This is a genomic window from Ruegeria sp. AF8 (assembly GCF_056541825.1).
In genome coordinates this window covers 332,935-350,518 of record NZ_JBQFYW010000002.1, presented here as the reverse complement: position 1 = coordinate 350,518, position 17,584 = coordinate 332,935, and the positions used below count along the sequence as shown (strand labels likewise).

12 protein-coding genes are annotated in these 17,584 nt (G+C 59.0%); 7 read left to right on the top strand and 5 right to left on the bottom strand.

Annotation, left to right across the window (positions count from 1 at the left end; genetic code table 11):
* Positions 1 to 179: 179 nt before the first annotated feature.
* Both ACR0AO_RS07135 and ACR0AO_RS07130 read left to right on the top strand, forming a co-directional pair.
* Positions 180 to 743 carry an iron-containing redox enzyme family protein gene (locus tag ACR0AO_RS07135; protein WP_480601667.1) on the top strand — a complete coding sequence of 188 codons (564 nt, stop codon included), beginning with the start codon at positions 180 to 182 and terminating at the stop codon, positions 741 to 743.
* Between the two features lie 56 nt (positions 744 to 799).
* Positions 800 to 3,025 carry a S41 family peptidase gene (locus ACR0AO_RS07130; protein ID WP_480601664.1) on the top strand — a complete coding sequence of 742 codons (2,226 nt, stop codon included), beginning with the start codon at positions 800 to 802 and terminating at the stop codon, positions 3,023 to 3,025.
* A gap of 7 nt (positions 3,026 to 3,032) precedes the next feature.
* Here ACR0AO_RS07130 and ACR0AO_RS07125 read toward each other — a convergent pair whose 3' ends face one another.
* Positions 3,033 to 3,824 (bottom strand): DeoR/GlpR family DNA-binding transcription regulator, encoded by a 792-nt coding sequence (locus tag ACR0AO_RS07125; protein WP_480601662.1) that lies wholly within the window; start codon positions 3,822 to 3,824, stop codon positions 3,033 to 3,035.
* A gap of 195 nt (positions 3,825 to 4,019) precedes the next feature.
* On the opposite strand from ACR0AO_RS07125, the gene glpD reads away from it, so the two are divergent.
* On the top strand, positions 4,020 to 5,600 hold the full coding sequence (gene glpD / locus ACR0AO_RS07120) for a glycerol-3-phosphate dehydrogenase (protein ID WP_480601660.1): 1,581 nt from the start codon (positions 4,020 to 4,022) through the stop codon (positions 5,598 to 5,600).
* An 86-nt stretch (positions 5,601 to 5,686) separates the two neighbouring features.
* On the opposite strand, the gene ACR0AO_RS07115 is transcribed toward glpD, so the two are convergent.
* On the bottom strand, positions 5,687 to 8,833 hold the full coding sequence (locus tag ACR0AO_RS07115) for an efflux RND transporter permease subunit (RefSeq protein ID WP_480601657.1): 3,147 nt from the start codon (positions 8,831 to 8,833) through the stop codon (positions 5,687 to 5,689).
* Between the two features lie 3 nt (positions 8,834 to 8,836).
* A complete protein-coding gene (locus ACR0AO_RS07110) occupies positions 8,837 to 9,997 on the bottom strand; it encodes an efflux RND transporter periplasmic adaptor subunit (RefSeq protein ID WP_480601655.1) in 1,161 nt (386 codons plus the stop codon).
* Positions 9,998 to 10,294: 297 nt separating this feature from the next.
* Between ACR0AO_RS07110 and ACR0AO_RS07105 the strand changes: the two genes are divergently transcribed.
* A complete protein-coding gene (locus ACR0AO_RS07105; RefSeq protein WP_480601652.1) occupies positions 10,295 to 10,681 on the top strand; it encodes a hypothetical protein in 387 nt (128 codons plus the stop codon).
* A gap of 42 nt (positions 10,682 to 10,723) precedes the next feature.
* Here ACR0AO_RS07105 and metG read toward each other — a convergent pair whose 3' ends face one another.
* Complete coding sequence (gene metG / locus ACR0AO_RS07100; RefSeq protein ID WP_480601649.1) at positions 10,724 to 12,442, bottom strand: methionine--tRNA ligase; 1,719 nt, start codon at positions 12,440 to 12,442, stop codon at positions 10,724 to 10,726.
* A 317-nt stretch (positions 12,443 to 12,759) separates the two neighbouring features.
* On the opposite strand from metG, the gene ACR0AO_RS07095 reads away from it, so the two are divergent.
* The 3 genes from ACR0AO_RS07095 (at position 12,760) to ACR0AO_RS07085 (ending at position 16,246) form a co-directional block, all read left to right on the top strand.
* Entirely contained in the window at positions 12,760 to 13,593 is an 834-nt protein-coding gene (locus ACR0AO_RS07095) for a hypothetical protein (protein ID WP_480601647.1), read from the top strand.
* 187 nt (positions 13,594 to 13,780) lie between these two features.
* On the top strand, positions 13,781 to 14,536 hold the full coding sequence (locus ACR0AO_RS07090) for an OB-fold-containig protein (protein ID WP_480601645.1): 756 nt from the start codon (positions 13,781 to 13,783) through the stop codon (positions 14,534 to 14,536).
* Positions 14,537 to 14,569: 33 nt separating this feature from the next.
* The gene (locus tag ACR0AO_RS07085) at positions 14,570 to 16,246 is read left to right on the top strand and encodes a flotillin family protein (protein ID WP_480601642.1); all 1,677 of its coding nucleotides are present in this window, start codon (positions 14,570 to 14,572) and stop codon (positions 16,244 to 16,246) included.
* Between the two features lie 60 nt (positions 16,247 to 16,306).
* On the opposite strand, the gene ACR0AO_RS07080 is transcribed toward ACR0AO_RS07085, so the two are convergent.
* Positions 16,307 to 17,530: an MFS transporter gene (locus ACR0AO_RS07080; RefSeq protein WP_480601640.1), complete on the bottom strand. Its 1,224-nt coding sequence runs from the start codon at positions 17,528 to 17,530 to the stop codon at positions 16,307 to 16,309.
* Positions 17,531 to 17,584 lie beyond the last annotated feature (54 nt).

Genomic DNA, 17,584 nt, shown 5'->3' with positions numbered 1-17,584 from the left:
TAACGAAATGTTTAGAAATTTCGAGGCGAGCAATGAACGGGACAGCTTCTGTCGTAAGCGAACTTTCCAACAGTCAGATTGTCCGTACCAAAATGCTACTGACATGCTCTGCTGCAAATCAGGCGTTCTCCAGATTTTGGGAGCGGCCTGACCTGCCAGAGCTCATACCGGGGTTTCTGGTGACGCTTCAGCAGATCATGCGCGCAACCGTTCCACTGATGGAAGCCGCGCGTGACCGTGCCGCGGAAATGGCCGAACGAGACGCATTGTGCCGCCATCTGCGCGACTATTTTGCCAAGCATGTAGGCGAAGAACGCGACCATGATTTGTGGGCTCTCGACGATCTCGAAGCGGCGGGATTTGCGCGCGCCGATGTTCTTGACGTTCTGCCGCTCGGTGATGTCGCCTCGATGATGGGGGCGCAGTATTACTGGATTCACCATTATCACCCGGTCATGCTTCTGGGATGTATCGCGCTCCTGGAATCCGCTCCGCCCAGCGACCAGTTGATCCAAAGGCTGGAGCGCGAAAGCGGATTGCCGAAAGAGGCGTTCCGAACCTATCATTTCCACGGTCGCGTCGACCCGCATCATCGCGACGATCTGGACGAGGCGCTGGACGGGATGCCGCTCAGCCGCCGCCATCTGGGCCTGATCGGCATCAGCGCGACCCATACCGCCAACACACTTGCATCCATTGCAGACAGAATCTCACCAACCGACGCCCCTAATCGACGGACCTGAGACGGGTAATGCGGTTTCGGGGGGGGATCGCGGCCCGCAACATACAGGAGATCAAAGTGTCCAAGCGCAGTAGTGCGCCGCTCCGGAACCCCATGGTTTTGCGCGGCAGTCCTTATGCGGATGACGCAACAGATCGCGTCTCGCAGGTAGAAGTCCCGGCACTGGCCAAAGCATTGCAAAGCGTTGGCAAGACCTATTCGGTCGGAGAAGCGCTGGCGATGCCGGAAACCGAGCCTCTGTCAACGCGCGACCGGCGCAAAATTATCGATCAGTCCATTCTGGTTCTCAGCGAACTCTACGTTCACCGCGAACTGAAGCGGACCAGGCACGCCGTGGATCCGGTGACCGCCTTGCGCCAGCTCAAACGGCGCTGCGACAAGTTGGACGGGTATGATTTCCACCTTCATATCATGAAGATATTCAAAGGGCTGCGCGACATTCACACGGCCTATGTGATGCCACCCCCGTATTCGAACATGGTGGCCTTCCTGCCGTTTCTGCTGGAAGCGCATGTCATTTCCAGCGACGCGCCGGTATATGGCAAAGTCTGCGAAGTCGAAGATCTCAGCGAAGACAGTTTCGACCCGGATGCCGAGCGCACGGTGATCGTGTCGGGGCTGCTTGCGGATTTCAAGCACCCGCATTTCAAGCCTGGCGTCGAAATCCTGAGCTGGAACGGTATGCCGATCCACGAAGCGATCCGGCGTATTGGCGAGGAAGAGCAGGGGTCAAACATCTATGCGCAGTTCGCTTTGGGGCTGCGCCTGATGACGGTCAGGTGGTTTGGCGGGTCGCTTCCGCCCAGCGAATACTTTGTCACGATCGCCTATCGCTATTGGGATTCCAAAGGTGAAGAGATCATTCGTGAAATCCGCTTTCCCTGGCGCGTCATTCTGGACAACGAAGACAAGGGCCGGGTGGCTTCGGTCCAGGCCATGTGGGAGTTGAAAAAGAATTTTCAGAACAATTCCACGTCAGATCCGTCGATGGAGCATCGTTCGATGTACGAGTCAACGGTACGCAACACCCTGTTCCAGAGGCCGAATGCGATCGACAGGAAAGAGCACATCATCAAGATGCCGGCCGAGATCGAAGGACTGCCACCCGGCGTGTTCGACGTGTACAACATCAAGGTTGATCATGGTCCGAAAGGGTTCAAGTTCGGCTTTGTCCGGATCGTGCATTTCGACTGCAACCCCGGCAAATTCATCGATGGCTTTCTGAAGATCCTGTTCAATATTCCCCAGACCGGGTTGTTGATCGACGTGCGCTCCAATCCGGGCGGTCAGGTTGTTGCCGCCGAAAGGATTCTGCAGTTTCTGACTCCGCGCGAGATAACGCCGCTGCCATTTCAGTTTTTGGCAACGACGCTTGTCGAACAGATCGTTTGGTCCAGCAAAAGCAAGGCAAAACCTCTCAAGGAATGGCGCAACAGAGTGTCGCCCGCCGTCGATGTCGGAAACATGTTCTCAGGACAGGAGACGCTGACGGATCCCCGGGCCGCCAATGACATCGGGCAGGTTTATTATGGTCCGATCGCGTTGGTCACCAATGCCATCACTTATAGTTCCGGCGACATTTTTGCGGCCAGCTTTCAGGATCACGAAATCGGCCCCGTGATCGGTGTCGACCCCAGCACCGGCGGCGGCGGCGCCAACATGTGGCCGCATCGCCATTGCGTGGATTTGGTAACCCCCGGCGAAACGCTGGATTACCTGCCGCCCAGAAAGGCGCCGGTCGAGCCCAAACCGCACTATGCGGTCCGACGCTGTACAAGAGTTGGCAAAAATCAGGGCCTTCCCATTGAAGAGGACGGTGTGCGGCGCGACCATTTTCACAATTTGACCCGCGACGATTTGCTGGGTGGTGATGTCGATCTAATCCGGCACGCGGCCAAGCTTTTGGATGGGTTGTCACGGCAGAAATTCGACCTGAGAATGCGTGTGGACGGTCGACAGGTTGCGCTCGATTCAATCGTTTTGGAAATTCCGGTCCGAACTTCCGAGGTGAAGGTGGAACTCGAAGTCGACGTGGGCGCGCGGTATGGCGGGTTGCAATTCATCCTGTCCGTCGACGGCCGGCCTATTGGATTGAAGGTTCCGAAGGATAAAAAGACCAGAATGCCGTTCAAGCTTGATACCAGCAAAACAGCGGAAATCCGGCTGGATGCCCACGATTTCGACATCGTAAGTGGCCACAGCACGGGCGTGGTCGCCTCTTTCCGGCGCAGGATAATCTTTTCGCCACTCCCGGACCCGCAGAAAGAAACGCCGCCGGCCTAGACCCGGGCTATGGGGGAGGGCCCGCCTGGGGTGCGGGACTATTGCAGATTTCGACTTGCGTCCCCCAGTCTCGGCATTTTTCCGACAGTGCGCGCGGCAGGGCCTGATCTGTATAAACCCTGTCGATCCGCTTCATCGATGCAATCCGAGCGGGTGCCGAGCGCTGGAATTTGGAATTGTCCGCGACCAGAAAGCTTTTTCGTGCTTGTGCGAGTATGGTCTGGCTGGCCTTGACCTCCTGAAAATCGAAATCCAGCAAATCCCCGTCTGCGTCCAGCGCAGAGCAGCCAATAACCGCATAGTCGAACTTGAACTGCTCAATCGTGGCCACTGTCAGGTTTCCGATCAATCCGCCATCGGAACGGCGCAGGACCCCGCCGGTCACCACGATCTGGCAATTGAGGTTCGCAACAAGAATGTTGGCCACATTCATGTTGTTGGTGACGACCATCAGGTTCTTGTGTGCCAGCAGCGCCCGTGCCACCGCCTCGGTCGAGGTGCCGATATTGAGAAAGACCGACGCTCCGTCAGGAATATCCTGCGCGCAGCGTTCGGCGATTCTGCGTTTGGCATCTTCATTGAGGTCGCGCCGGTCTTCGTACCCTATATTGGATACACCCGAATGCAGAACCGCTCCGCCATGCACACGGTCGATTTTTCCGGCCTCTGACAACTCACCAAGATCGCGCCGTATGGTTTGAACCGTCACGCCAAAGCGTTCGGCAAGGTCCTCGACCGTCACCCGCCCCTCGGTGCGGGCAATTTCGAGAATATCCGATTGTCTGAAGGAAAGTGACATGCCGGGCTTTAGGACCAATTCCGATTGCGATGATTTCGGTTCCGGTTGCTCACCGATTACTATTCCTTGATTTTCTCGTACGAAGATGATCGAAAGTCAATTAGACAAAAACGAAAAAAATAGAAAGCAAATGTTGACCAACCGAACATTAAGAGCATAGATGCGCGTAGAATTCGAGTTTGGGGACTCTCCATCATGCCAGACCAGCGGGCCGATATTTGTGATCTGTTCATCATTGGCGGCGGCATCAATGGATGTGGCATTGCGCGCGACGCATCCGGGCGGGGCATGTCGGTTGTGCTTGCCGAAATGAATGACCTGGCCTCCGCCACCTCGTCCGCGTCGACCAAACTGTTTCACGGTGGGTTGCGCTATCTGGAATACTTCGAGGTCCGGCTGGTGCGCGAGGCCCTGAAGGAACGCGAAACGCTTCTTTCGGCCATGCCTCATATCAGCTGGCCCATGCGTTTCGTTCTGCCGTATCACCCTGACATGCGCTTTGACGCCGAAACCCCGACATCGCGCGTTCTCAACACCATCATGCCCTGGATGCGGGGGCGACGCCCGGCCTGGCTGATCCGGTTGGGCCTGTTTCTTTACGACCATCTTGGCGGGCGCAGGATACTGCCGGGAACCCGGCGGCTGAATCTGAGGCAAAACCCGGAAGGATTGCCCTTGCAGGACAAGTTCCTGCATGCCTTTGAATATTCCGATTGCTGGATCGAGGATGCGCGCCTTGTCGTTTTGACCGCGCGCGATGCCGAGGCGCGCGGGGCGCAAATTCTCGTCCGCACCGAAGTGATCGCGGCAGAGCGGGACGGTGATGTGTGGCGCGTGTCAGTCCGGGATGGCGACTCGGGCCAAACGCGTACTTATCTGGCGCGGATGCTGGTCAATGCGGGCGGGCCGTGGGTCGGGGACATCATCCAGAACCGCATCCATACCCAATCCCGCGATGGTGTCCGGCTGGTGCGTGGCAGCCATATCGTGACTCGCAAACTCTACGATCACGACAAGTGCTATTTCTTTCAGGGCGAAGACGGGCGCATCATCTTTGCGATACCCTATGAGCAGGATTTCACTCTGATCGGAACCACCGACCAGGATCACGCGAACCTGTCGCAAATTCCAGCCTGTTCCGACGACGAACAGGACTATCTCTGTGCCTTCGCATCGAAGTATTTCAAAACGCCGGTGACGCGCGCGGATGTCGTCTGGACCTATTCCGGAGTTCGGCCTTTGCACGATGACGGGGCCAGCAGCGCGACGGCGGCGACGCGCGATTATACGCTCAAGATCGACGACGCGGGCGGTGCCCCGCTTCTGAACGTATTTGGCGGCAAGATCACCACCCACAGGCGCCTGGCTGAAAGCGCACTGGAAAAGATTTCCGTCTATTTTCCAAACCTTCCCGGCCCGTGGACTGCCGGTGTTGCCTTGCCGGGCGGAGATTTTGCTGTGAACGGTTTCGACAGCCTTGTCGCACGTATTTCCGCCGAGTTCGCCTATCTCGATGCATTCTGGGCCCGCCGCTTGGTCAGGGCTTATGGGACCGAAGCATGGGAGGTACTGGCAGACGCGCAATCGCGAGATGAACTGGGGCAGGACTTTGGCGCGACACTGACGGAACGCGAAGTTCTTTGGCTGATGGATCGTGAATTCGCGCGCAGCGCCGAGGACATCGTTTGGCGACGCAACAAGCTGGGCTTACGACTGAGCGCAGAGCAGATTGCCAGGCTGGATGCGTGGATGATGCAACGGCGGGAGGCGTCGTGAGCGAAGCCGATAGGTCGGTTCTGGCAGAGCGGTGTGGGCGAAGCGGAAAGGCGGCGCTGGTCGAAACCGCGCCGCCGTTTCAGTGATCAGGCGGCAGGCGGCGCGGCCTCGTCGCCTGAGTTGGCCTCTTTCGTTCCTTTGACCCATTCGCGCAGGCCCTGCATCACGGCATAGAGAACCGGCACCAGAATTACACCGACAAGCGTCGCGGCCAGCATGCCGCCAAAAACGGCGATGCCGATGGCCTGTTGGCTGGCAGCTCCGGCGCCGCTGGCGACCAGCAGCGGAACAACACCCAGAAGGAACGACAGCGCCGTCATCATCACTGCGCGGAAACGCTGATGCGCGGCCTCTGCGGCGGCCTCGCGGATCGACAGCCCCTTGGCCCGCTGCTCCATCGCGAATTCGACGATCAGAATACCGTTTTTCGAGGCCAGCCCCACCAGCATGATCATCCCGATCTGGGTGTAAAGGTTGATGTCACTGCCGGCGATGGCGACAGCCGCCACCGCCCCGAACAGCGCCACGATGACCGAAAGCAGGATGGATACCGGCATCGTCCAGCTTTCGTACTGACCGACCAGAAACAGATACCCGAACAGTACCGCAAGCCCCAGAATGATTACGACCAGATTGCCCGAAGCCAACTGCTGTTGTGCGGTCCCGGTCCATTCGAACGCATAGCCCGAGGGCAGGGCGGTCGTTGATTCCTCTGTCATAGCCTGAATGGCATCACCCGAGGACAATCCCGGCGCCGGCACGGCGGTGACGGTTGCCGAGCGGAACAGGTTATGCCGTTTCAGCAGAACCGGGCCCAGAACGTTCTCGACATCTACCAATGTTCCCAATGGCACCATTTCGCCCTGTGTGGAGCGCACATAGAGGTTCGAGATATCCTCGACCTTGTCGCGGTAATTGCCTTCGGCCTGGATCATCACGCGATAGACGCGGCCAAAGAGATTGAAGTCGTTGACATAATACGACCCAAGCTGTGCCTGCATGGTCTGGAAGACCTCCGAGACCGAGACTTGCAAGGTTTTGGCCTTTTCACGATCCAGATCGACGAAAAGCTGCGGCACGTTGGCCCGGAACGTCGTATAGGATTGCGCGATCTCGGGCCTCTGATTGGCTGCATAGACGTACGATCCGACCGCCGAGGCCAGATCCTGAGCGCTGCCGCCACCGGTTTGCTGTACCTCCATCTCGACCCCGGCCGACATGCCAAGGCCCTGAATGGGCGGTGGATTGAAGGCGACGATCGAGGCGGCGGATTCCTGGTTTGCTATGCCCAGGATCTTCATCAGGATCGCGTTAGCGCTCAGGTCGTCCTCCTGCCGGTCGTCCCAGTTGTCGAGGTTCACGATAATCATCGCGCCATTGGTGATCAGCCCGTTGAGCAACGAGAAACCGTTGACCAGAACCGTATTGGCCACACCGTCAATCTCCAGAAACTGCTCGTTCAAGCGATCCGTGACAGTTTCGGTCCGCTGCAGAGTTGCGGCATCGGGCAACTGGACGTCGACGAACAGGTATCCGTTATCTTCCAGCGGAATGAACCCTTTGGAAGTGTTTCCCATGATCGTCCCCGTCCCCAGGGCGATGGCGGCAATGATTCCGAGAGCGATCACCGGAATTCGCAGCAATCGCCGGACGATGGCCGTATATCCGTTGCGCATCCCGCCAATGAAACCCTCGAACTTGGCCAACAGCCCAGTGGGCGGGCCGGAACGCGCCTTCAGGACCAATCCACAGAGCGCAGGCGACAGCGTTAGTGCGTTGATCGATGAGATCACCACGGCGGTCGAGATTGTCACGGCGAACTGAGAGTACAGCCGCCCGGTAATGCCGGGCATGAACGTCACTGGTACAAACACCGCCAAAAGCACCAGCGTGGTCGCAATCACCGGCCCGGTAATCTGGCCCATGGCTTTGCGGGTGGCCTCGCGCGGGTCCAGCCCTTCCTCAGCGATGATGCGTTCCACATTCTCGACCACGACGATGGCGTCATCCACGACAATGCCGATGGCCAGTACAAGCGCAAAAAGCGAAATCGTGTTGAGCGACATTCCGAACAGAAGCAGAAACGCGAACGTGCCGATCAGCGACACCGGAATGGCGACCGCCGGAATGACTGTCGCCCGGACCGATCCGAGAAAGATGAACACGACCGAGATCACCAGCGCAAATGTCATCATCAGGGTCGACACCACATCCTTTAGGGACTGTTCGACGAAGTCGGTTGTGTTGAACGGAACCTCGTATTCCAGATCCGCTGGGAAGACGCGTGAAAGCCGTTCCAGTTCCGCCGTCACTCTTTCCGATACGGCCAGGGCATTCGCGCCCGGCGCCTGGTAGATACCCAGAACCGTCGCGGGCTGCCCCTGATAGAAACCCGAAGCGTTGTAGAATTCTGCGCCCAGTTCGACACGCGCGACATCCTTGACACGCACGATGGCGCCGGCGTCGCCGGTTCTGACGACGATATCTCCGAATTCCCCGGGCGTGCTCAGCCGTCCCTTGCTCTTGATCGTGTATTGAAAGGTCTGTCCTTCCGGTGCGGGCGGCGCACCGATGGAACCGGCGGACACCTCGATATTCTGTTCGCGAATGGCATTTATCAGATCACCCGGAGTGATGGACAATGCGGCCATCTTGTCGGGGTTCATCCACATCCGCATGGCATATTCGAAGTTGGTCAGAACATCGGCCTTGCCGACACCCTGCACCCGCGCCAACGCATCCTTGAGATTGATCGAGGCATAGTTCGACAGAAACACGCTGTCATAGGTTTCGTTGGGCGAGGTCAGCGTGACCACCATCAGCATGTTGGTCGATGCTTTCTGCGTGACGACGCCCGAAGAGGTCACTTCGGCGGGCAGGGACGCCATCGCCTGAGCCACCCGGTTCTGTACGTTGACCGAGGCAATGTCGGGATCGGTACCAACCTCAAAGGTGACGTTTAACGAATAGGATCCGTTGTCCGCCGAGGTGGAGGTCATGTAGATCATGTCATCCACACCGTTGACCTGCGCCTCGATCGGCGCGGCGACCGCGTTTTCGACCGTTTCGGCATTGGCTCCGGTATAGTTGGCCGAAACGCTCACGACCGGTGGGGTGATGTCGGGAAACTGGGCGACCGGCAGGACCATATACCCGATGCCACCCATGATCGTCAGGACCAGTGAAATGACGAGCGCCAGCTTGGGCCGGCTGATGAACAGGGCAGAGAACATGATTTATTCCCCGTCCGTCTCGGAGGCCACGATGGCGTCCACCGCCACGCCGGGCCGAACCCGTTGCAGGCCTTCGACAATCACGCTTTCCCCTTCGTGCAGCCCGTCCAGCACGATGATTGCGCTGTCGACCGTATCTCCTGTGGTGATGTAGCGCTGTTCGACCATCTGCTTGTTATTGACGACCAGAACGAAATCTCCGCGCTGATCCCGTTGCAGGGCTGCCTGTGGGATGAGGACGCGGGTGGTCGGCTCAAGCGCCTGAATGCGCACTTGCAAATAGGCTCCATCCAGGATCAGCCGGGATGAATTGTCGAATTGCGCCCGCACAAGGATCGCGCCGGTAAGAGGATCGATCCGGTTGTCGACAAAAACGATTGTGCCGGTTTCAGCCAGTTCCGAACCGTTCGGCAGATTGACGTGCACCTCGGGGCTCTGACGGCTTTCCGCAAGCGTTCCGCTGGTCTGCCCAAGCCGTTCGAGCACATCCAGCAGTTGCTTTTCGGTCAGCGAGAAACTGACATAGATAGGTGCCTCGCGCACCACAGTCACAAGTGGCGGGTTGCCGGGGCCGACCACGTCACCGACGCTTGTTGAGACACGCCCGATCCGGCCCGGAAAGGGTGCAAGGATCTGAGTATAGCTGAGGTCAAGTTCGGCCTGCTGGATCGCTGCATGTGCTGATTTCACCTCGGCCTCGGCGACCAGTTCATTCGCCTTGGCGATATCAACCTCGGATTCCGGCACCGCCTCGCGTTTCAGCAGCTCCGACTTGCGTGCCAGTTCCACCTTGGTCAGTTCCAGATTGGCCTCGGCCCGGTCCAGATCGGCCTTGCGGGCCTGAAGCGTGGCTTCGTACAGGTCTGGTTCGATCTTGAACAGGACCTGACCTTCCTCGACGGTCGAGCCGTCCTCCACATCCTGTTCCTGCAGAAAACCGTTTACCCGGGCGATGATATCCACCTTGTCGATGGCCTCGCCGCGGCCGATAAAGACCGCTTCATCGACAATGTCCTTGCTGTACGCCGCCGCGATGGAAACTTTGGGCGCGGGGGCATCAGTCCCTTCCTGTGCCAGCGCTCCGGTTGCCAGACATGCGAGCATCGCGACTGTTCGGATCAGACTGCCGGAGCGGGGCGCTGAAGTACGCAAAGCATGGGGCATAGGGAAAGCCTCGTTCGTTTCAAAAATTAAAGCGCAGGAAAGTCTGCCGGGCCGAGTCAGCCGACCTTCGGAGCAGGATGACCGGTTTGACCTGAGATAACAAGCTTCGTAATCCGGCCTGTTCCTTGATCCCACAGGGAAAAACGCGCGCCGCGGATCGGGACCGAGCGATTTTTGGGATGGCCAGCGTTTGAATGTTGACGTGGGCGGGGCTCTGATTCAGGCTCTTGCATATCCAATCTGGCGCAGGTTGCTGTCCTGGACCTGTGGCGGTGCACTTAATATCGGGAGGGGCGCATGGCGAATTCAGGATCGAACCGTTTGGCACAGCAATTGTGGATCGGAATGTTCTGTGCTGTCGGGCTGGCCTTTGGCGCGAATGGCGCGCAGGCCAGTGAAATCACCCACAAGAAGGACTTCATCGAAAAGGTCACCGACCGCAAACTGGCCGAAGGCAAGAGTTGGGTGCTGATCGCGGATGACGGAACCGTGCGCGGAAAGGGCCCCGAGGGCGGCGTGATCACCGGCACCTGGGAGTGGAAGGGCAAATACTATTGCCGCGAGATCGTCATCGACGGTGTGGCGCTGCCACATGATTGTCAGACAGTGACGTTGAACGGTGATGTGGTCGGTTTCACCCACAAAAAGGGTGAAGGGATTACTGTGAACTGGATCGTCGAATAGGGGCGGGCATTGCCGCCCGCCGCTTATCAACTTCCGTATGGGTCAATCCCGCGTGCCGGCAAAACGGGTCTGCCAGTCTTCACGCTGTTCGTCCGTGATCTTGGCGAACAAAACCTCCGGCACGGTAAACTCATGCCAGGAGGGCAGGGCGGTCAGCGCCTGCGCGACATCTTCGGGCCAGCCGGTATCCAGCGTGTTCATGGCTGACAGCATCTTTGCGGCACTGTGCGGGATAAAGGGTGCGCTCAGCACGGCATATAGGCGGATCAGATTCAGCCCCAGACGCACCTGTGCTGCTGCCCGATCAGGGTCTTCCTTGAAGGTCGACCATGGCGCGGCGGCTTGCAGATATTCGTTGCCCGCAACCCAGATTGCGCGCAGTTCCTGCGCGGATTTGCGGACCTCCATCGCCTCCATGTGACCTTCATAGGCACGGACACGGCGCGTCAGTTCAGCAATCAGCGCCTGTTCACGCTCGCCATAGTCACCGCCTTCGGGGACCACTTCGCCGAATTTCGAACGGCAGAACTTGGTAATCCGGCTGACGAAGTTGCCCAGAACGTCCGCAAGGTCCTTGTTCACCGATTGCTGGAAGTTTTCCCAGGTAAATTCGCTGTCGCTGCTTTCCGGCGCGTGGCTCAGCAGCCACCAGCGCCAGTAATCGGCGGGCAGGATCTCCAGCGCCTGATCCATGAACACGCCGCGCCCCTGGCTGGTCGAGAACTGGCCACCGTCATAGTTCAGATAGTTGAAGGATTTCAGATGGTCGACCATCTTCCACGGCTCGCCCGAGCCCAGAATGGTCGCCGGGAAACTGAGCGTATGGAAGGGCACGTTGTCCTTGCCCATGAACTGCACATAGCGCACGTCGTCGGCCCCTTTGTCGGTGCGCCACCAGCGCTCCCAGTCGAGATCGGATTTGCCATTCGCCTCGGCCCATTCACTGGCGCAGGCGATGTATTCGATGGGGGCGTCGAACCAGACGTAAAAGACCTTGCCTTCCATTCCCGGCCAGTCCTGATCGCCTTTTTTTACCGGCACGCCCCAATCCAGATCCCGGGTGATGCCGCGGTCCTGCAACCCGTCGCCGTCATGCAGCCACTTTTTTGCAATCGACGTGGTCAGGATGGGCCAGTCGGTCTTGCCGTCGATCCACGCATCCAGCTGATCCTTCATCGCCGACTGGCGCAGATACAGATGCTTGGTTTCGCGTACTTCCAGATCGGTCGAGCCGGAAATGGCCGAGCGCGGCTCGATCAGGTCGGTCGGGTCCAGCTGCTTGGTGCAGTTCTCGCACTGGTCGCCGCGTGCGCGGTCATAGCCGCAATTGGGGCACGTGCCCTCGATGTAACGGTCCGGCAGAAAGCGGTTATCGGCGTTCGAGTATACCTGCTTTTCGGTGACTTCGCGGATCAGGCCCGCCTCATCCAATTTCCCCGCGAAATGTTGGGTCAGCCTTTTGTTCTGTTCGCTGGACGAGCGCCCGAAATGATCGAAGCTGAGGCCAAAGCGTTTGGCGATGTCGGCCTGAACGCCGTACATCTCGGCGCAGTATTCGGCCACCGGCTTGTCTGCCTTCGCCGCCGCCAGTTCTGCCGGGGTGCCGTGTTCATCGGTGGCGCACAGGAACATGACCTCATTTCCCCGGCCACGCTGGTAACGTGCGTACAGGTCGGCAGGCAATTGCGAGCCGATCAGGTTGCCGAGGTGCTTGATCCCGTTGATGTAGGGGATCGCCGAGGTGATGAGAATTCGAGCCATATTCCGTATCCGCGTGTCTGTCTGCGCGCCCGTCTACCTCATGTGGACGGTCAGCAAAAGCCCGCTTTCACCCCCGGGCAGATTTAACGGAGATTACAGAGCAACAAAGGTCACACCCATGCGTGCGCACCATTTACTTAACGATTTCGCCCGGAGCGGGCCTACGGTGTATGGTAGGCAGACGAACCTAGCTCAGGGGGATTTTCAATATGCACATCTCAAGGATAGGGCGCAGTTTTTCGACCGCAGCCATTTTTAGTACAGCAGCCTTTCTTTCCGTTAGTGCCCTTGCCGATCAGAAAGCCGAGGATGATCCGGTGCACGCTTTCGATCACGCGATGCTGTCGATCTTTCATCGTGGTCAGGACGCGCTGACGGCGGAAACCCGACCCGTAATGATCATCGCACGGGATGTCACGGTCATGACCAAAGACGCAGAGGCGACCTATCCAAGGGATGCGCCGGCTTATCAGCATTTGAAATCCACGTCGCATGTCTTGCTGGGCATTATCGGCGCAGTGACCCCGTGGCCTGAAGGAGATGCCGACAATGAACGCTGGAAGGATGAGTTTGCCAGTATAGTCAAAGAAATAGACACCTTTCTTGCTGTAATAGATGGGCTGGCTATTGCCGGGAACGACGTCGCGAGCCAACGCAAAATGCTCGAAACAGCCCGGAGCTTTGCTCAGGATGCGCTCGACAAGGATCGGATCACGCGTGAAGCGGTCTCGCAGGCGATCAACGATATGCGGCCTGTTTGGGCGGAGAATATGGAGAAATCGGCCCGAGCGGAATTAAACGCGCTCCATTCCGCCGTGTCCGACGCGCGCGCGGCCATGAGTGATGACGAATGGGCGAAGATGTATGTCGTGCATCATGGGGGTTCCAGCGTCAAAGATGTCAACGTGGTTCTGTTGTACCTGCAGCGTGTGATGCCGGAAAAGGTCGCCGCAGGGCAGGTGCTGTTTGCCGAGAATGCGCATGGGAACGACGCCTTGGCGGGCTACGCGGGTTACGTGCGCATGCAGCGGCATGTCGGTGCCTGGGCGTTCGGAGATCCCGAGCGGATGCGGGTTGATCTGTTGGGCTACGAGGCCGGGGCGATCCTGGATGAGATGATCCCGGCCCCTCCGCCAAAGCCCGCCGACTAAAGATTTAGATGGCAGATATCGCCACCACCCGAGCAGGCGCGCGCGGGCATCACTTTTCGCACGGGCGGGAAGAAAATGAACCGTCGCCTGGATTGCAGATTGCACCCGGTTTTCCGGTGCCAATAACCTCTGGTTGAAACATGGAATCGCAACTACTTGAATTCTTGCGAATGATTCCCCATCTAATATGTATACAAAGGTATACAATAACGAGGGCAACCTGCTGATGTTCGACTTCCTGCTTGAGGGTGCATTTGTGCCCTTTACCTTTGCGCTTACGCTTCTGTTCGGCCTTCTGGCGCTGGAAGTGGTGGCGCTGTTGCTGGGTGGCAGCCTGATCGCGGGTGAAGGCGAGGTCGATCTCGACCTGGCCGATGGCCCCGATCTGGATATCGGTGAGTTCGAGGTGGATATCGATGCCGATATCGATCTGGGCGATTTTGAACTGGCAGAGGTCGAGGCCGAGGCCCCCGGCGCGGCTCCGGCGGGTCCTCTGGCGTGGTTCGGGCTTGGGAAAGTTCCCGTCATGATCTGGCTTGCGGTGCTGCTGGCGGGCTTTGGCCTTTCGGGCATGGGCCTGCAACTGGCGCTGCGCGATCTGCTGGGGCTCGACCTGCCGTCGTGGATGGCCGCGATCCCAGCCGGTGCTTTTGGCCTGTGGTTCGCCCGTGGCTTTGGCGGCGTCTTTGCCCGCCTGTTGCCGAAAACCGAAACCGAGGCGACCTCGGAACGGATGCTGGCACGCCGCCGTGGCGTGGTCACGCAAGGGACTGCAGCGCGGGGCCGCCCGGCCGAGGTGCGCGTGACCGACCGGTTCGGCAATTCACATTACCTGAGGGCCGAACCCCTGCAAGACAAAGACGTGCTGGCACAGGGTACCGAGGTGCTTGTGCTGCGTGACCGACGGCGCGACCGGTTCGTTCTGGTCGGCTTGTCAGACTAGCGAAATTTCAAACCCCATCACGGAGGAATTTGCATGGAACTTACATTCCTGATCACCGCAGTTGCGACTATTCTGGCCGTCGTGCTGTTCATCGGCCTTGTGCTTGGCCGCCTTTATCGTCGCGCCACCCGCGAGATCAGCCTGGTGAAAACCGGGGCCGGCGGCAAAAAGGTTATCATGGATGGCGGCGTCATCATCGTGCCGCTGCTACACGAAGTCAGCCCCGTCAATATGAAAACCCTGCGCCTTGAGGTGCAGCGCAACGGTGAGGCCGCGCTGATCACCAAGGACCGCATGCGCGTGGATGTTGGCGTCGAATTCTACGTCTCGGTCATGGCCACCGAAGAGGGCATCGCTCGGGCCGCGCAAACCCTTGGTTCCCGCACCTTCGATGTCGAGCAACTGCGCGAAATGATCGAAGGCAAACTGATCGACGGCCTGCGCGCCGTGGCGGCCCAGATGACCATGGACGAGCTGCATGAAAACCGCGCCGATTTTGTGCAAGAGGTGCAGAATGCGGTTTCCGAGGATCTGCTGAAAAACGGTTTGTCGCTGGAATCGGTCTCACTGACCGCGCTGGACCAGACGCCGTTCGAGGCACTGGACGAAAACAACGCCTTTAACGCGGTTGGTATGCGCAAGCTGGCCGAGGTTATCGCGACCTCAAAGAAAGAGCGCGCGCAGATTGATGCCGAGGCCGAGGTCGAGGTTCGCCGCGCCGCGATGGAAGCTCAGCGTCAGAAGCTGTTGATCGAAAAGGATGAAGAGCAGGCGCGCATTGAGCAGACACAACAGGTTGAAACCCTGCGCGTGGCGCAGGAAGCCGAGATCGCCGCCCGGACCGAGGATAGCATCCGCGAAACCGAACGCGCCCGTATCGCGCGTGAGGAAGCGATCCGCGCCGCGGAAATCGAGCGCGAACGCAAAATCCGCGACGCCGAGATCGCCAAGGAACGTGAACTGGAAGTGGCGGAACAGGAGCGTCAGATCATCATTGCGCAGAAATCCGAAGAGGAAAGCCGTGCGCGTGCATCGGCTGACCTGGCCCGCGCCGAAGCGACCAAGGCGACCGAAGCTGTGGTGACAGCCCGCGAAGTAGCCGAGGCCGAGCGTCAGAAGCAGATCGCCCTGATCGAAGCCACGCGCGAGGCAGAGCGTCAGGCAACCGCCATCCGACTGGCCGCGCAGGCCGAGAAAGAGGCCGCTGCCGACCGCGCCGAAGCGCGCCGTGAGGAGGCTCAGGCCGAGGCCGACGCGCTCAACATCCGGGCAGAGGCCAAGAAGAACGACATGCTGGCCGAGGCCGAAGGCAAGCGCGCGATTGTCGAAGCTGACAATGCGCTTTCATCCGAGCAGATCCGCATGAAGGTTGATCTGACCCGGATCGAAACCATGCCCTCGATCATCGCGGAAATGGTGAAGCCGGCCGAAAAGATCGACTCGATCAAAATTCATCAGGTCGGCGGCATTGGCGCCACGTCCGGTGGCGCTGCGGCAAGCGGCGACAAGCCGGTCGTCAATCAGGCGCTGGATTCGATCATGGGTATGGCGGTTCAGATGCCCGCGCTGAAAAAGCTGGGCGAAGAACTGGGCCTGTCGATGGAGCAGGGCGTTGGCGGCTTGGTAAACGGCGCGCTGGAGCAACGCCCGGCGGAAAGCCAGCCCGAGTCTGAACAAACACCTGAAGAGACAGAGAAACTGCAGCATTGAGACATGGTGGCAGCGTCACGTGACGAAGTGGGCCGGGATTTCCCGGCCCCATTTTTTTGACTATTTCCCTTCGCGGGATCTTTTGAGCAGACGCCCGATCGTGAACGACGTGCGCGGAGAATAGACATAGTGGGTGCGGTCCTCGGGGGTCGGGCGCGCCCGCATCCGGGTCAGGCCGAATATGATCAGGAACACATGCCCCAACGCGACATACGCAAACAGGGCGGTAGGACCATAGGCTTCGATCAGTGAGGACGAGACATAGGGCGACGCGATCGCTCCCAATGCGTAAAAGAACATTAGCGCCGCCGACAACTCGACCCGCTGTTCGGATGTGGCAAAGTCATTCGCATGCGCCGCCGAGACCGAGAAGATCGGAAAGGTGGTGAAACCGAAAAGGCTCGCCGCCAGCATGACGCCAACCGTACCGGTGCCGCTGGCGGCCATGGTCACACCGCAACTCATCACGGCGGCGACCGACAGCCAGATCAGAACCCAACGGCGGTCATATTTGTCCGCCAGCCACCCCATCGGATATTGCGCCAGCGCTCCGCCAAGGACGAATGAGGCGAGGAAAATGGCGATCTGGTCAACACCCAGGCCAACGCCTTGCCCGTAAACCGGACCGACCATACGGAACGAGGCCGAACTCAGCGCCGCGACGATCACACCGGCCACGGCCAGCGGCGAACAATGCCAGGCCAGTTTGGGCCGCAGGCGCGGGGCGTCCGGTGTCTCGGGTTGGCTGGCCTTGGTCAGCGTCAGCGGCAGAAGCGCCATGCAGCACAGGATCGCGAGCAGATTGTAGGACACATACGAGGCCGGTGGCAAAATCGCGATGATCAGCTGCGCGCTCAGCGAGGCGCTCATGTCGACGATCCGGTAAATGCCGGTGGCGCGGCCGCGGGTTTCGTTGTTGACCTTGGCGTTCAGCCACGCCTCGATCACCGTATAACTGCCTGCCACACACATTCCTGACGCAATTCGAAGCATTGCCCAATGGTTCGGATTTTCCGTCAATGTATGCCCAATCAGCCCCATCGCCCCCATCGCGGTAAAGGCGGCAAAGGCGCGGGAATGTCCGACGCTGCCCATCAGGCGCGGTGCCCACCAGCAACCAATGAAAAAACCAAGGAAATGAGCCGACCCCAAAAGACCGATCTGTTCGGTCGAAAATCCGAGCGTCATCCCGGAAATCGCATCCAGCGGGCCGACACCGCCCGTGGAAAGCTGCAGCAGAATGACGGACAAAAAGAGGGCGGCAAAGGAAATAATCGTTCGCATAACCTCCCTAACATGACTGTCCGCCGCCGCATTGCACGTGGATTCTCGACTTTT